The 13940-nt window shown below is 64.8% G+C and carries 14 protein-coding genes; 5 read left to right on the forward strand and 9 right to left on the reverse strand.

The genetic code is table 11. The features are described from left to right. Positions 1-143: 143 nt before the first annotated feature. The 3 genes from ABIB91_RS33005 to eno all read right to left on the reverse strand — a co-directional run bounded on the left by ABIB91_RS33005 (position 144) and on the right by eno (position 3714). The gene (locus tag ABIB91_RS33005) at positions 144-1142 is read right to left on the reverse strand and encodes an MBL fold metallo-hydrolase (protein ID WP_354170779.1); all 999 of its coding nucleotides are present in this window, start codon (positions 1140-1142) and stop codon (positions 144-146) included. 121 nt (positions 1143-1263) lie between these two features. Beyond that, positions 1264-2397, reverse strand: a complete 1134-nt coding sequence (locus tag ABIB91_RS33010; protein ID WP_027518151.1) for a zinc-binding dehydrogenase — start codon at positions 2395-2397, stop codon at positions 1264-1266. A gap of 33 nt (positions 2398-2430) precedes the next feature. Beyond that, on the reverse strand, positions 2431-3714 hold the full coding sequence (gene eno, locus ABIB91_RS33015) for a phosphopyruvate hydratase (protein WP_354170777.1): 1284 nt from the start codon (positions 3712-3714) through the stop codon (positions 2431-2433). Positions 3715-3837: 123 nt separating this feature from the next. Here eno and queF point away from each other — a divergent pair, with 123 nt between their 5' ends. Together queF and ABIB91_RS33025 are read left to right on the forward strand one after the other, a co-directional pair. Next, positions 3838-4314, forward strand: coding sequence for a preQ(1) synthase (queF, locus tag ABIB91_RS33020; RefSeq protein WP_007590611.1), 477 nt, complete (start codon positions 3838-3840; stop codon positions 4312-4314). Positions 4315-4330: 16 nt separating this feature from the next. Next, positions 4331-5116 carry a substrate-binding domain-containing protein gene (locus tag ABIB91_RS33025; RefSeq protein WP_354170774.1) on the forward strand — a complete coding sequence of 262 codons (786 nt, stop codon included), beginning with the start codon at positions 4331-4333 and terminating at the stop codon, positions 5114-5116. 64 nt (positions 5117-5180) lie between these two features. Here the strand turns inward: ABIB91_RS33025 and ABIB91_RS33030 are convergent, their stop codons facing one another. The 3 genes from ABIB91_RS33030 to ABIB91_RS33040 all read right to left on the reverse strand — a co-directional run bounded on the left by ABIB91_RS33030 (position 5181) and on the right by ABIB91_RS33040 (position 7704). Then, the gene (locus ABIB91_RS33030; RefSeq protein WP_354170772.1) at positions 5181-6389 is read right to left on the reverse strand and encodes an MFS transporter; all 1209 of its coding nucleotides are present in this window, start codon (positions 6387-6389) and stop codon (positions 5181-5183) included. Beyond that, a complete protein-coding gene (kdsA, locus tag ABIB91_RS33035) occupies positions 6389-7252 on the reverse strand; it encodes a 3-deoxy-8-phosphooctulonate synthase (RefSeq protein WP_354170770.1) in 864 nt (287 codons plus the stop codon). Before kdsA ends, ABIB91_RS33030 begins: the two co-directional genes overlap by 1 nt. Positions 7253-7377: 125 nt before the next feature. After that, positions 7378-7704 (reverse strand): NIPSNAP family protein, encoded by a 327-nt coding sequence (locus tag ABIB91_RS33040; RefSeq protein WP_007590607.1) that lies wholly within the window; start codon positions 7702-7704, stop codon positions 7378-7380. Between the two features lie 197 nt (positions 7705-7901). Here ABIB91_RS33040 and ABIB91_RS33045 point away from each other — a divergent pair, with 197 nt between their 5' ends. The 3 genes from ABIB91_RS33045 to ABIB91_RS33055 all read left to right on the forward strand — a co-directional run bounded on the left by ABIB91_RS33045 (position 7902) and on the right by ABIB91_RS33055 (position 10715). Then, positions 7902-8576: a response regulator transcription factor gene (locus tag ABIB91_RS33045; RefSeq protein ID WP_354170768.1), complete on the forward strand. Its 675-nt coding sequence runs from the start codon at positions 7902-7904 to the stop codon at positions 8574-8576. Further along, positions 8573-9949 carry a sensor histidine kinase gene (locus ABIB91_RS33050; RefSeq protein WP_354170766.1) on the forward strand — a complete coding sequence of 459 codons (1377 nt, stop codon included), beginning with the start codon at positions 8573-8575 and terminating at the stop codon, positions 9947-9949. Before ABIB91_RS33045 ends, ABIB91_RS33050 begins: the two co-directional genes overlap by 4 nt. A gap of 103 nt (positions 9950-10052) precedes the next feature. After that, the gene (locus tag ABIB91_RS33055; RefSeq protein WP_354170764.1) at positions 10053-10715 is read left to right on the forward strand and encodes a class I SAM-dependent methyltransferase; all 663 of its coding nucleotides are present in this window, start codon (positions 10053-10055) and stop codon (positions 10713-10715) included. 5 nt (positions 10716-10720) lie between these two features. Here ABIB91_RS33055 and pyrG read toward each other — a convergent pair whose 3' ends face one another. From pyrG to tpiA, 3 genes are all read right to left on the reverse strand, one after another. Beyond that, positions 10721-12352 carry a CTP synthase gene (gene pyrG / locus ABIB91_RS33060; protein WP_007590604.1) on the reverse strand — a complete coding sequence of 544 codons (1632 nt, stop codon included), beginning with the start codon at positions 12350-12352 and terminating at the stop codon, positions 10721-10723. A gap of 165 nt (positions 12353-12517) precedes the next feature. Beyond that, the gene (secG, locus tag ABIB91_RS33065) at positions 12518-12904 is read right to left on the reverse strand and encodes a preprotein translocase subunit SecG (protein ID WP_354170762.1); all 387 of its coding nucleotides are present in this window, start codon (positions 12902-12904) and stop codon (positions 12518-12520) included. A gap of 137 nt (positions 12905-13041) precedes the next feature. Then, on the reverse strand, positions 13042-13797 hold the full coding sequence (gene tpiA, locus ABIB91_RS33070) for a triose-phosphate isomerase (RefSeq protein WP_354170761.1): 756 nt from the start codon (positions 13795-13797) through the stop codon (positions 13042-13044). Positions 13798-13940: the final 143 nt, after the last annotated feature.

Here is a 13940-nt window from a genome sequence, read left to right on the forward strand (position 1 = left end):
GGGGCGGCACTTAAGCGATCCCGAGTGATGGATGCAAGTGCATGGACCGATCGGATTTGGAAACGCTGCGTTTCTGAACGGTTGCCCAAACCATCAGGCCGCCAAGTGGCGGCCTGAGTCGTTGGTACAATCCGCAAATCGGTTCAGATCGTCGGATTCCACGCCGACGGGATCAGGCGATATTTGGCGCCGTCCTTCTCGACATGGCCGACCGAGGGAAACGTGAAGTGGAAGCCGATCACGGTCGCCTTCTCGGCCGCCGCCATGTCGTAGAACTTGTGACGCGTCTCCTGCGCCAGCGCAGCATCGGTATCGAACACCACATGCCAGTCCGGATTGCGCAGGAAGAACTCCGGGATGTTGGTGACGTCGGACTGGATCAGCACCTTGGCATCGCCCGAGGCGACCGCAAACGAGGTGTGGCCCGGCGTGTGGCCGGGCGTCGCGATCGACGTGATGCCCGGCGCGACCTCCTTGCCCCACGCGTACTTCGTCACCTTGGATTCGAGGCCGGCAAAGGTCTTCTTCACGTTGGCGAAGTAGTTCTTCATCATCGCGTTGGACTCGGCCTTGGCGGCATTGTCCTCGCTGGTCCAGAACTCCCAGTCCTTGCCCGGCACCATGATCTCCGCATTCGGAAAGGCGAGCGCGCCGTCGGCGAGGCGAATGCCGTTGGTGTGGTCGGGATGCAGATGCGACAGCAGCACGACATCGATGCTCTTGGGGTCGACGCCGGCGGCCTCGAGGTTCTGCAGCGTGCGGCCGACCGCGCCCTTGCTGGGCTCGAGATTGGCGACACCGTTGCCGGTATCGATCAGCACGAGCTTGGAGCCGGTGTTGATGAGCTGCGGGTTGAACGGTACCGTGACCATGCCCTTCGGCATGTAGGCCGCCTCGCCCGCGGCCAGCGCTTCCTCCTTCGGCGCGTTGACGACGAACTTGTCCGGCATCGGGAAAGTACGCGCACCGTCATTGATCGAGGTGCACTCGTAGCTGCCGATCTTGTAGCGGTAGAAGCCCGGCGCCTGCGTGCCGGTTTGCGGCACCGAGGCATTGGCGGTGGTCGATCCAAGCTTGGTCACGGCCGCCGCACCGAGGACGGCGGCGCCTGCGAGCAAATGGCGGCGATTGAGATCGGTCATGGAGAAGTCCCCTTCTGAGCGCGCCCTGCGGTTTTTTCCGCTTTCAATGGCGGCGGAATAATCTCCGGCTTCGCTCAGAAGGCAAGACCTTCTTTGGGTCACGTGCCGTCGCACATCACGATTATTTATTTGGGTTGATGAGGAATTTTTCGCCGGTGGCGCGTTTGGCGTAGACCGCGATGTTGGCCGGATCGAGCGCCTCGGAAAGCGACACCACCTTGGTGTAGTGGCTGGCAAACGTGGTCTTCAGTTCATCGACCACGCGCTGGCGCAGCCTGGCCCCGTCCGCCTGCCCGATCTTCATCAGGAACGGAAACAGCAGCCAGCCGCCGACGCCCCAGGCCATGCCGAAGCCGCGTGGCAGTTCGATCGGGCGGACATCGAGTGCGCCATAGACGTAGACCTGCTTGTGCACGTTGGAGCCGTAGCGGCTGTATTCCTTCGCGGTCTTGTTGATCGCGACTTCCATGCAGTTGAGGATATCGCCGGCGAGCTTACCGCCGCCGATGGCGTCGAAGGCGATGGTGGCGCCGGTCTCGACCAGCGCGTTGGTGAGATCGCCGAGGAAGCTCGGCGCGGTGGAATCGACGACATATTTGGCGCCGATCTTGTGCAGGATGTCGGCCTGCTCCTTGCTGCGCACGATGTTGACCAGCGGGATGCCGTCCTTGATGCAGATCTTGTTCAGCATCTGGCCGAGATTGGATGCGGCCGCAGTGTGTACCAGCGCCTTGTGACCCTCGCGCCGCATGGTCTCGGTCATGCCGAGCGCGGTCAGCGGATTGACGAAGCAGGAGGCGCCTTCGGCCGGCGTGGTGCCTTCCGGCAGCGGCAGGCACTCGCGCACTTTCAGCGTGCGATACTGCGTATACATCGCGCCGCCGATCATCGCGACGGTCTTGCCCATCAGTGCCTTGGCGGCATCCGACGAGCCGGTCCTGATCACGACTCCCGCGCCTTCGTTACCGACCGGCATGGATTCGTCGAGCCGGCCTGCCATCGCTCGCATCGCGCCTTCCGGCACCTTCGCGGTGATGACGGGAGCGCCCTTGTCGCCGGAAGCCTTTGCCGTGCTCATGTCGGCCGCGCCGATCAGGAGCCCGAGATCGGACGGGTTGATCGGCGCCGCCTCGACGCGGACAACGACCTCGTCCGCGGCGGGCTCGGGAGTCGGCACGTCGAGGAGCGAGATCTCGAGCTCGCCGCTCTTCTTGATCAGCGAACGCAATTGCAGGCCGTTCTTCCCGTCGCTCATGTCGATCCTCCCTGTTTTTGTCCGACCGCTGGCTTATGCCATCGCCTTCAGTGCCGCCTTGCCGCCGTAGAGCGCCTGCTTGCCGAGCTGCTGCTCGATGCGCAGGAGCTGGTTGTATTTGGCGGTGCGATCGGAACGTGCAAGGGAGCCGGTCTTGATCTGTCCGCAATTGGTGGCGACCGCGAGGTCGGCGATGGTGGAATCCTCGGTCTCGCCGGAGCGGTGCGACATCACCGAGGTGTAGCCGGCCTTGTGCGCCATCTCGACGGCGGCGAGAGTCTCGGTCAGCGTGCCGATCTGGTTGACCTTGATCAGGATCGAGTTGGCCCGTCCGGCCTTGATGCCTTCAGCGAGCCGCTTGACGTTGGTGACGAAGAGATCGTCGCCGACGAGCTGGCACTTCTTGCCGACGAGGTCGGTCAACTCCTTCCAGCCGTCCATGTCGTCTTCCGACATGCCGTCCTCGATGGTCACGATCGGATAGCGCGAGACGAGGTCGGCAAGGTACTTGGCCTGCTCGGAGATCGAGCGGGTCTTGCCCTCGCCTTCGTAGACGTACTTGCCGTCCTTGAAGAACTCGGTCGAGGCGCAGTCGAGGCCGATGACGATGTCGGAGCCCGCCTTGTAACCGGCCTTGCCGATCGCGTTCATGACGAATTCGAGCGCGGCGTCCGCCGACGGCAGGTTCGGGGCGAAGCCGCCCTCGTCGCCGACATTGGTGTTGTGGCCGGCCTTCTTCAATTCGGACTTCAGAGTGTGGAAGACCTCCGCGCCGTAGCGCAGGCCCTCGGCGAAGGAGGACGCGCCCACGGGGAGGATCATGAACTCCTGGAAGTCGATCGGGTTGTCGGCGTGCATGCCGCCATTGATGATGTTCATCATCGGCACCGGCAAGAGACGCGCGGAGGTGCCGCCGACGTAACGGTACAGCGGCATGTCGAGCGAGTTCGCGGCCGCCTTGGCGCAGGCGAGCGACACGCCGAGGATGGCGTTGGCGCCCAGCCGGCTCTTGTTCGGCGTGCCGTCGAGGTCGATCATGATCTGGTCGAGCTGGGCCTGCTGCTCGACATCGAGGCCGCTCAGCGCCTCGAAGATCTCGCCGTTGACGGCGCCGACCGCCTTGGTGACGCCCTTGCCGAGATAGCGGGCCTTGTCGCCGTCGCGCAGTTCCACCGCCTCATGGGCACCGGTCGAGGCGCCTGACGGCACGGCGGCACGGCCGAGCGCACCATCTTCCAGCACGACGTCGACCTCGACGGTGGGATTGCCACGGCTATCCAGGATTTCGCGTCCGATGATGTCGATGATGGCGGTCATGAGGGCCTCTTTTCGGGGACTAAGCAGTCAGTTGGGGTGCTTCTACCGCAATGCATCGAAACGGAAAAGGCCGGGTGACGGCCGCACGATGATTGGCTAAGAGGGCGCCACGGAGGCGGCCTGATGTCGAAAAAACCCAGCAAATCGAACAACTCCCCTGCTTTGCAGCTTGGCCGCGCCGTGGAATGGCCGGATGCGCCCGAGAAGGCAAAACTCGACCGCGTGCCCAATCCGCAAGGAGGCACCGATTATCTGGTCCGTTTCACCGTGCCCGAGTTCACCTCGCTCTGCCCGGTCACCGGACAGCCGGATTTCGCACATCTGATGATCGACTACGCCCCCGGCCAATGGTTGCTGGAGTCGAAATCGCTCAAGCTCTACATCGCGAGCTTCCGCAATCACGGCGCCTTCCACGAGGATTGCACGGTGATGATCGGCAAGCGCATCGCAAGCGAGATCAAGCCGAAGTTCTTGCGCATCGGCGGCTATTGGTATCCGCGCGGCGGCATCCCGATCGACGTGTTCTGGCAGACCGGCCGCGCGCCGAAGGGATTGTGGGTGCCCGAGCAGGGCGTCGCGCCCTATCGCGGCCGGGGCTAGTTGGAGACGCATGACGATGACATCGACATCAGCAACATTTCGCAACGTTGCGTTGGGCCTTCTGGGCGTCCTGTGGTTCACCGGCGCGTCGGACGCTGCCGAGGTCCGCGTGATGATCTCGGGCGGATTGACGGCTGCCTACAAGGCGCTTGTGCCCGAGTTCGAGAAGGCTACCGGCAACAAGGTGCTGACGGAATATGGGCCCTCGATGGGGACCACGACCAACGCCATCCCGGTCCGGCTGGAGCGCGGCGAGCCGGCCGATGTCCTGATCATGGTGGGCTACGCCCTCACCGATCTCGCCAGTAAGGGCAAGGTCGTCGCCGGCAGCCAGGTCGACCTGACGAGATCGCCGATCGGCGTCGCCGTGAAATCGGGCGCGCCGAAGCCGGACATCAGCTCGGTGGAAGCGGTCAAGCGCGCGTTGCTCGCGGCGAAGACGATCGCCTATTCCGACAGCGCCAGCGGCGTCTACGTCTCGACCGAAATGTTTGGAAAGCTCGGCATTGCCGATGTCATGAAGGACAAGGCGCGCAAGATTCCGGCCACGCCGGTCGGCGAGATCGTCGCCCACGGCGATGCCGAGCTCGGCTTTCAGCAGATCAGCGAGCTGAAGCCCGTGAAGGGGATCGATATCGTCGGACCGCTGCCGAACGAATTGCAGCAGATCACGATCTTCTCAGCCGGCATCGCCAGCGTTTCCAAAGAGCCCGAGGCTGGCCGGGCCTTGATCAAGTTCCTGGCTTCCCCGGCCGCCCGCGACGCGATCATAGAGAGCGGCATGGAGCCGATCGGGAACTAGCGCCTACGCCGGCCGGCGGCATTGATGCTGCTAAAGCTCGAAGAGCGTTAGCTTGATACTTCCGTCAGGTCCGCGCGTCGGATGGCGCGCGCTGCTTCAACAGGCGCGCGCAGACAAGGCCCAACACCACCATGATCGCGGCGCTCGCGAACAGGGTCGGCATCTTGCCGCCATGCTGCAGGCCAAGGCCATAGGCGAGCGGCCCGACCGTCTGCCCCATGAAGAAGAAGAACGAATGCAGCGACAGCGCGGTGGCGCGTGCTTCGACCGAGAGCTCGCTGGCAAACATCTGAAGGCAACCATGGGCGATGTAGAAGCCCCAGCCCATCACGACAAGATTGAGCGCCTGCACTTCCCAGCGCGGGCCGAAGGCGACGACAACGAGCTGCGAAGCGACCAGCGTCATGCCCGCGATCATCATGCCCTTCATGCCCAGCCATGGCAGCAGGCGCGACACAGTCAGTGTGTAGAACAAGCCGCCGACCGCAAATCCCGCGATGACGATGCCCGCGATCGAGAGCGAGGTCTGACCGAGCTCGAACAGGAACGAGGCGATGTAGGGAAACAGGCCGAGCACGCAGCAGCCTTCGATGAACACCGCCGAATAACAGACATAGGCGTTCGGGTTGGTGAAGATGGTGCGATAGCCCGCCTTCAGCGCCGACAGGCTCGTCTTCGGCGGATGCTTGACCTTGGCGCCACGAAAACCGGCGGCGACCGCGACCGACGCAACAATCACGAGCACCCCGAGCACCGCCAGCACGCCGCGCCAGCCGAGGAAATCGCCGATCAAGCCGGAAGCGGAGGCGCCGAGCAGATTGCCCGTCATCGCGCCGGCGAGCGTGCGGCTGATCGCGACCTGGCGTTTCTCCGGACCGACGAGATCGCTGGTCAGGCTGAGCGCCACCGGAAACACGCCGCCGGAGCCGATGCCGGCGAGGATACGGGTCGCGAACAGAACCGAGAACGAGGTCGAGAGCGAGCCCAGGATGTTGGCAAGGCCGAGCAGCGCGAGGCAGCCGATCATCAGCCGCGTCTTGCCGAACAGATCGGCGGCCGCGCCGACGATCGGCTGGATGATCGAGAAGGTGAAGGCGAACACCGCGGCAAAGCCGGCAGCGGTCGCGATGCTGACGCCAAAATCCTCGGCGACGTGCGGCAGCACCGGATCGAGCGCGCGCGCGGAGAGCGCCGCGGCGAAGCTTGCACCGGAGATGACGTAGAGCGCGGCCGGCAGGCCGTGATCGTGCGCCCGCGCCTCGCCTTGCTGCATCAGCGCGGGTCGGCTTTGGTAAAATCTTTGGCGAGCGCGTCGAACGCCAGCAGCCTTCGAATCAGCGCCTCGAACTCGCGCAGCGGCACCATGTTGGGTCCGTCCGACGGCGCGCTGTCAGGGTCGGGATGGGTCTCGATGAAGACACCGGCAACACCGACAGCGACGGCTGCGCGTGCGAGCACCGGCACGAATTCGCGCTCGCCTCCGGAAGACGTCCCCTTCCCGCCCGGCTGTTGCACCGAATGGGTGGCGTCGAAGATCACGGGTGCGCCGGTGGTACGCGCCAGGATCGGCAACGCGCGCATGTCCGAGACCAGCGTGTTGTAGCCGAAGGACGCGCCGCGTTCGGTGACGAGCACGTTGGGATTGTTCGCGCTCGTGATCTTGGACACGACATTGGCCATGTCCCAGGGCGCAAGAAACTGACCCTTCTTGACGTTGACGACCTTGCCGGTTGCGGCGGCCGCCAGCAGCAGATCGGTCTGGCGACACAGGAAGGCGGGGATCTGCAGGATGTCCACCGCCTGCGCCACCTCGGCGCACTGCGCGGCGTCATGAACATCGGTCAGGACCGGCAGGCCGAGCGACGATCGGATCTCGGCGAAAATCGGCAGCGACTGCGCAAGCCCGAGACCACGCGCAGCCGACGCGCTGGTGCGATTGGCCTTGTCGAACGAGGTCTTGTAGACGAGGCCGATCTGCAGCCGCGCGGCGATCTCCTTCAGCGCGGAGGCCACTTCCAGCGCATGCTGGCGGCTTTCGAGCTGACACGGCCCCGCAATGATCGAGATCGGCAGATCATTGCCGAATTTGACCTTGCCAATGGTAACGACCGGCGCCGCTGACGTCGAAGAGCTCAAGGCAAATCCCTCGTTTCGGCGCGACCATAGCCGCGATGAAGGGCGGATCAACCCCATTCGGCCTCGCCTCCCAGAATATCAGGGTTGCACCCAGGCCCTCAGCTATGGCCTCGCGCCGGCGGCCTCTACTTCACCGCCGAGAAGGCGGTCGGCGCCAGGATCTGGCTGACGATGTTGCCGACAATCTGGCCGTCCGCCTCGCTCTCGGCGCGCCCTTTCATCCAGTCCGGATCGGTCATGAAGGCGGCCCACTTCTTCTCGCGCTCGGCGAGCGACTCCCAGGCCAGGAAATAGGTCAGCTCCTGGTTGGATTCACCGATCAGCGTCGTGAAAAACCCGGCCTGCCTGATGCCGTGCTTTTCCCACACCTTCAGCGTGACGGTCTCGAACCGCTTGAGAAGTGCCGGCAGGCGGCCGGGCACGCAGCGATAGATGCGCATTTCGTAGATCATTCTTGTTCCTCCCTGATCAGGTCCGGCGGTTATAACGGTTGGCCCTGACGGTGTCTTGAGGCCCGCTCGGCCGCCCCCGGTGGCGTTCCGCGCATGGCTAGGGTCCGCTCAAAGTCCCCATCCCGCAGCCGGTTCCCGCAATGCTGCCGCAATGATACGGCCGCTAGATTGGCGCGATTGAGGTTGAGGTGCGGATCATGCGGATTTTGCTCGTCGAGGACGAGGCCGAAATGGCGGACGCGCTGGCGTCGGCGCTGAAGCGCTACGACATGGTGGTGGACCACGCCCCCACGCTCGCGGAGGCGGAAGAGGCCATTTCTGCCGACGTCCACGCCGCCGTCCTGCTCGATCGCCAGCTTCCCGATGGCGACGGTCTCACCCTGATCCCGAAACTGCGGGCGCGCGCCGACGGCGTGCCGATCATCGTGTTGACGGCGCGCGGCGAACTCGCCGATCGGGTCGCCGGACTGGACTGCGGGGCGGATGATTATCTGTCAAAGCCGTTCGCGGTGGAGGAATTACTGGCGCGGCTGCGCGCCGTGCTGCGCCGGCCCGCCGGGATGCAGCCCGACATCATGCACGCCGGCCGCCTCGCTTTCGATTTCGGCCATCGCGAGGCAAGCATCGACGGAGCTCCGCTCGAGCTGCCACGGCGCGAGCTCCTCGTGCTGGAAGCCCTGGTCCGCCGCATGGGCCGAACCGTGCTGCGCTCCGCGCTGGAAGAAGCCGTCTACAGTTTCGACGACGAGATCCAGTCGAACGCGCTCGATACGCAAGTGTCGCGCCTGCGCCGCAAACTCTCGGAAGCCGATGCGCGCGTGGAGATCCACGGCATCCGCGGCGTCGGCTATCTGCTGAAGAAGCTGCCATGAGCAGGCACCACGATCCCTATTGCCTGCGCTCGCGGCTGAGCTGGCGCCTGCTGTCGCTCCAGGCGGTGCTGCTCACGGCGCTCGTTGCCGTCATCGTCGGGGCGTTGAGCGTGTCGGGGTTCGCGATCGCCGGGCGCGACGAAGATCACGTGATCGAAATCGTCCAGCGCGCGCTCGGACGCGACGCGCAAGGCGACCTGGTCCTGCGATCGACGACTGAACTGAAACAATTGCGCAGCGAGACCCCCGATCTCTGGTTCCTGATCCGCGACAGGCAGGGACATTCGCTCAGCGAAGGCGCCGTGCCGGCCGAATTCGCCGCCATAGGCAGCAGCCTCGACCAGATCAGCCAGGCACGGCTCGGCTGGCAGCTGTTCGAGGACGATCCGCGCAAGCCCCCGGCGCGGCTGAAGCGCGTCGACACCGACGCCGGCAATGTGCAAATCATCACGGCGACGCAAGGCAGGCTCACCGGCGCCAAGGCGTTGTTCATGACGTCGCTTGCATTGCTCGGCGTCGCCCTGCCCGGCCTGCTCCTCATGGGTACGGCGACCTTCATTGCCACACCGATGATCGTGCGGCGCGCCTTTAGGGGGATCGATGCGACGGCGGACCAGGCGCGGCGCATCGACATCCATCAACGCGGCGCGCGGCTGTCGCTGGACCGGATTCCGCTGGAGGTCGTGCCGCTTGTGACCGCGGTCAACGACGCGCTGGCGCGGCTAGACCAGGGCTATGCCCGCCACAAGCGTTTCGTCGCCGATGCCGCACACGAGTTGCGCACGCCAATCGCAATCCTGAACACGCGGTTGGAGTCGCTTCCGGCGGGGCCGGACAAGACCCGGCTGCTGGAGGATGCCGCGCGGCTGGCTACGCTTGCCGAGCAACTGCTCGACATTCAGCGCCTCGACCGCTGCGGTCATCCCTTCACGCGCGTCGACCTGGTCGCAATCGCGCAAAGTGCGGCCGCAGATCTCGCGCCGCTGGCCATTGCCGCCGGCTACGAGTTGGCGCTCGATGCCCCCTCCACGCCGGTCGAAACGATCGGCGATGCGGCGGCGCTGGAGCGCGCGCTGACCAACCTCGTGCAGAATGCGATCCAGCACGGCCCTCGCAGCGGCACCATCGGCATTCGTGTCACGAGGCCCGCGAGCATCGAGGTCACGGACGAAGGCGCCGGCATTCCGGCCGATCAGCGCGAACAGATATTCGAGCCATTCTATCGGCTGACACCGCTCGATCGCGGTGCCGGCCTCGGCCTCAACATGGTGCGCGAGATCGTGCTCCTGCATGGCGGCCACATCTCGGTCGCGGACGGAGCGATCGGCGGCGCGTGCTTCAGGATGTCACTGCCGCCAGTCCGGGAGAATTGACGCAATCGGCAGGCGGCACGCAATGCTGTCGCAATGCACGCAAGCGATTGTTCGGCCGCCTCACCTCTGACCTGCGAGGCGCAACCAAGATGCCGGAGTGCGCATGCCCAACGATTTCCTCTCGTTCTTCCTGTCATGGATGTCAGCCCCGCGTCGCGTCGGCGCGATCGCGCCGTCAGGCGCGGCGCTGGCCGATCTCATCACCCGCGAGATCACCGCATCGACCGGCCCTGTTCTCGAGCTCGGCCCCGGCACCGGCGCGTTCACCTACAAGCTGCTCAAACGCGGCGTGCGTCAGCAGGACCTCACGCTGGTCGAATACGGCTCCGACTTCATGAAGCTGCTCCAGATGCGTTTCCCCAACGCGCGCGTCTTGTGGATGGATGCGGGGCGGCTGGCAGCGGAACGCCTCTATGACGGCGCACCCGTCGGCGCGGTCGTGAGCGGCCTGCCGCTGCTCAACATGTCGACGCGCAAGGTCGTCTCGATCGTCGGTGGCGCGTTCAGTCACGTCCGCCCCGGCGGCGCGTTCTACCAGTTCACCTACGGCATGAGTTGCCCGATCCCGCGGCCCGTGCTCGATCGGCTGGGCTTGCGCGCAAAGCTGGTGGATCGTGCCCTGCTGAACGTGCCGCCGGCCGCCGTCTACAAGCTGACGCGCCGGCCGCAGATGAAGCTCGTCACGGGATCGCTTGCGCCTGATACGTCAATGCCGGCTGCGCCGGAGCCGATGCTTCTTGCGCGCGACTACACTACCGCGCGCTGAGTCGATTACACCAGGCGGCTCTGCACCATCGCCGCCCGAATGAACGACGCGAACAGCGGATGCGGCTCGAAGGGGCGCGACTTCAGTTCGGGATGGAACTGGACGCCGATGAACCAGGGGTGATCCTCGTACTCGACGATCTCCGGCAGCACGCCGTCGGGCGACAGGCCCGAGAATTTCAGCCCGTGCTGCTCGAGGCGATCCTTGTAGGCGGTGTTGACCTCGTAGCGATGGCGGTGGCGCTCGGAAATCTCGGTCGCGCCGCCATAGACCTCCGAGACGCGGCTGCCGCGATTGAGCGCTGCGGGATAGGCGCCCAAGCGCATCGTGCCGCCGAGATCGCCGGCGTTGGTGCGCTTCTCGAGCTCGTTGCCGCGCAGCCATTCCGTCATCAGGCCGACCAGGGGCTCCTTGGTCGGGCCGAACTCGGTGGAGTTGGCCTCCTCGATCCCGACGAGATTCCGAGCGGCCTCGATCACCGCCATCTGCATGCCGAAGCAGATGCCGAAATACGGCACGTCGCGCTCGCGCGCGAACTGCGCCGCACGGATCTTGCCCTCGGCGCCGCGCTGGCCGAAGCCGCCGGGCACCAGAATGCCGTTGACGTGCTCGAGGAACGGCGCGGGATCTTCCTTCTCGAAGATCTCGCTTTCGATCCAGTCGAGATTCACCTTCACCTTGTTGGCGATGCCGCCATGCGAGAGCGCCTCGATCAGCGACTTATACGCATCCTTCATGCCGGTATACTTACCGACGATGGCGATGGTGACGTTGCCCTCGGGGTTGCGGATGCGCTCGTTGATCTGCTGCCAGCTCCGCAGCTCCGGCGGAATCCGCGAACCGATGCCGAAGGCGGCAAGCACTTCGTCGTCGAGGCCTGCCGCATGGTAAGCCTGAGGGACAGCGTAGATGCTGTCGGCGTCGCGCGCCTCGATGACGGCGCTCTCGCGCACGTTACAGAACAGCCCGAGCTTGCGCCGTTCCTCCTTCGGGATCTCGCGATCGGTACGGCAGAGCAGGATGTCCGGCTGGATGCCGATCGAGCGCAGCTCCTTGACGGAGTGCTGCGTCGGCTTTGTCTTCAGCTCACCGGCGCTCGGGATGTAAGGCAGCAGCGTCAGATGAATGTAGATGGCGTGATCGCGCGGCAGCTCGTTCTTGAGCTGGCGGATCGCCTCGAAGAACGGCAGGCCCTCGATGTCGCCGACGGTGCCACCGATCTCGACCAGCACGAAGTCGTAATCGTCGTTGCCGTCGAGGACGAAATCCTTGATGGCGTTGGTGACATGCGGAACCACCTGGATGGTCGCGCCGAGATAATCGCCGCGCCGCTCCTTGGAGATGATGTCCTGGTAGATGCGCCCGGTCGTGATGTTGTCGGCCTTGGTCGCAGGCCGTCCGGTGAAGCGCTCGTAGTGGCCGAGATCGAGGTCGGTCTCCGCGCCGTCATCCGTCACGAACACTTCGCCGTGCTGATACGGCGACATCGTTCCGGGATCGAGGTTGAGATAGGGATCGAGTTTGCGGAGGCGGACCTTGTAGCCCCGGGCTTGCAACAGGGCACCGAGTGCCGCTGAAGCCAGACCCTTGCCGAGCGAAGAAACCACGCCGCCGGTGATGAATATGTACCGCGCCATGGGGCTTAACCTCTAATCCCTCGAATTCGATTCGCCAAAGCGATTCGTATTCCGCCCCAAACATTTTGCGGGGCTGTGGGTGAGCCAGAACTAAGAGTGGTGACAGAGCCTTGATGGGGATTGTTGATGCAGGACGGTAGAAGCCGCCCTGCATGGCCCCCTGCTTTATTGCGAACGCGGTACCTGCGGGCCGCTCGGGGCCGGAGCCTGCTGCTGCTCGTCGGCCTTCTTCAGCGAATCCAGGATGCCGCCCGAGGTCGGCGGCGCGATCGGTCCGCCACCGGCTGGCTGGGTCTGCGACGCCGGGGTGCCGATGATCGACGACGGCTTGCGGTCGTAGCCGGCATACCAGGACAGGAACAGGCTGGTGAGGAAGAAGCCGACCGCCAGGATCGCGGTGGTCCGCGTCAGAAGGTTCGCGGTGCCGCGGCTCGACATGAAGCCTGCGCCACCTCCCATGCCGAGGCCGCCGCCTTCCGACTTCTGGAGCAGGACGGCGCCGATCATGACGGTGACGATCATGAGGTGAATGACGATGACAACAGTCTGCATAGTGTCCTTCACAAGCCGACAGCGCCGAGACGGCGGCCAATCGTGCTTCGCGGGGTTTTCCTGAAGTTGCGCGGTGTTACACGATCGGAGGGGGCATTGCCACCCCCGATCCGCCGGGTCCTAAGGTTTGGAGTTAGCTAGGGACAGCCCTGAGCGATCGCAAGGAAATCGGCCGCCTTCAGGCTGGCTCCGCCGACCAGCGCGCCATTGACGTTCTTCACGGCCATCAGCTCCGCCGCATTCGACGGCTTGACCGAGCCGCCATAGAGGATGCGCATCCCGGCGCCGTCGGCCTTGAACCGGGAGGTCAGGAATTCTCGGATAAACCCATGAATCTGCTCGACATCCCGGGACGTCGGGGTCAGGCCGGTGCCGATTGCCCAGACCGGCTCATAGGCCACGACCAGATTGGCGGCGGTTGAGCCATCGGGCAGCGAGCCGTTGAGCTGGCCGCGCAGGATATCGAGGGTCTGGCCCGCATCGCGCTGGCCCTGCGTCTCGCCGATGCAGACGATAGCCGTCGCCCCGGCGCGCCAAGCGGCCTCAGCCTTCTGCCGGATCAAGGCATCGCCCTCGCCGTGGTCGGCGCGGCGCTCGGAATGGCCGACGATGATCGCGGTCGCACCCGAATCCGCCAGCATTTCGGCGGCGATATCGCCGGTATGGGCGCCGGAGGCCTTGGGGTGGCAATCCTGGGCCCCCACCGCGACCTTCTTGCCGCGCGCCTTCTCGGCAAAGGCAGCGATCAGGGTCGCCGGCGGGCAAACCAGCAGATCGGCTTTGCCGGCTACCTCTGCCGCACCATTGAGCATGGCGTCGAATTCGGCAGTCGAGGCCTTCAGGCCGTTCATTTTCCAGTTGCCGGCGATCAGGGGGCGGATGGCATCGGTCATGTCAAATTCCAGCAAAATTCGGTTTGTTCATGCGCTAGCAGAGGTCCCGTGGCAGTTCCAGAGTCCAGGGGCTTTTAACCGCAGGGATCGAAAGCCTGCTAGACCCGAGGTTGCGGGGGGAAAGCCACCACTTTATGATGATT

Source organism: Bradyrhizobium sp. JR4.3 (assembly GCF_040547695.1).
Lineage (GTDB): Bacteria > Pseudomonadota > Alphaproteobacteria > Rhizobiales > Xanthobacteraceae > Bradyrhizobium > Bradyrhizobium canariense.

Coding starts and splice junctions, on each gene's coding strand:
- queF (WP_007590611.1), top strand. CDS start 3,838: ATGTCGAAAAAACCCAGCAAATCGAACAACTCCCCTGCTTTGCAGCTT.
- secG (WP_354170762.1), bottom strand. CDS start 12,904: ATGCAGACTGTTGTCATCGTCATTCACCTCATGATCGTCACCGTCATG.
- eno (WP_354170777.1), bottom strand. CDS start 3,714: ATGACCGCCATCATCGACATCATCGGACGCGAAATCCTGGATAGCCGT.
- ABIB91_RS33025 (WP_354170774.1), top strand. CDS start 4,331: ATGACATCGACATCAGCAACATTTCGCAACGTTGCGTTGGGCCTTCTG.
- tpiA (WP_354170761.1), bottom strand. CDS start 13,797: ATGACCGATGCCATCCGCCCCCTGATCGCCGGCAACTGGAAAATGAAC.
- ABIB91_RS33040 (WP_007590607.1), bottom strand. CDS start 7,704: ATGATCTACGAAATGCGCATCTATCGCTGCGTGCCCGGCCGCCTGCCG.
- ABIB91_RS33030 (WP_354170772.1), bottom strand. CDS start 6,389: ATGCAGCAAGGCGAGGCGCGGGCGCACGATCACGGCCTGCCGGCCGCG.
- pyrG (WP_007590604.1), bottom strand. CDS start 12,352: ATGGCGCGGTACATATTCATCACCGGCGGCGTGGTTTCTTCGCTCGGC.
- ABIB91_RS33005 (WP_354170779.1), bottom strand. CDS start 1,142: ATGACCGATCTCAATCGCCGCCATTTGCTCGCAGGCGCCGCCGTCCTC.
- ABIB91_RS33055 (WP_354170764.1), top strand. CDS start 10,053: ATGCCCAACGATTTCCTCTCGTTCTTCCTGTCATGGATGTCAGCCCCG.
- ABIB91_RS33050 (WP_354170766.1), top strand. CDS start 8,573: ATGAGCAGGCACCACGATCCCTATTGCCTGCGCTCGCGGCTGAGCTGG.
- ABIB91_RS33045 (WP_354170768.1), top strand. CDS start 7,902: ATGCGGATTTTGCTCGTCGAGGACGAGGCCGAAATGGCGGACGCGCTG.
- ABIB91_RS33010 (WP_027518151.1), bottom strand. CDS start 2,397: ATGAGCGACGGGAAGAACGGCCTGCAATTGCGTTCGCTGATCAAGAAG.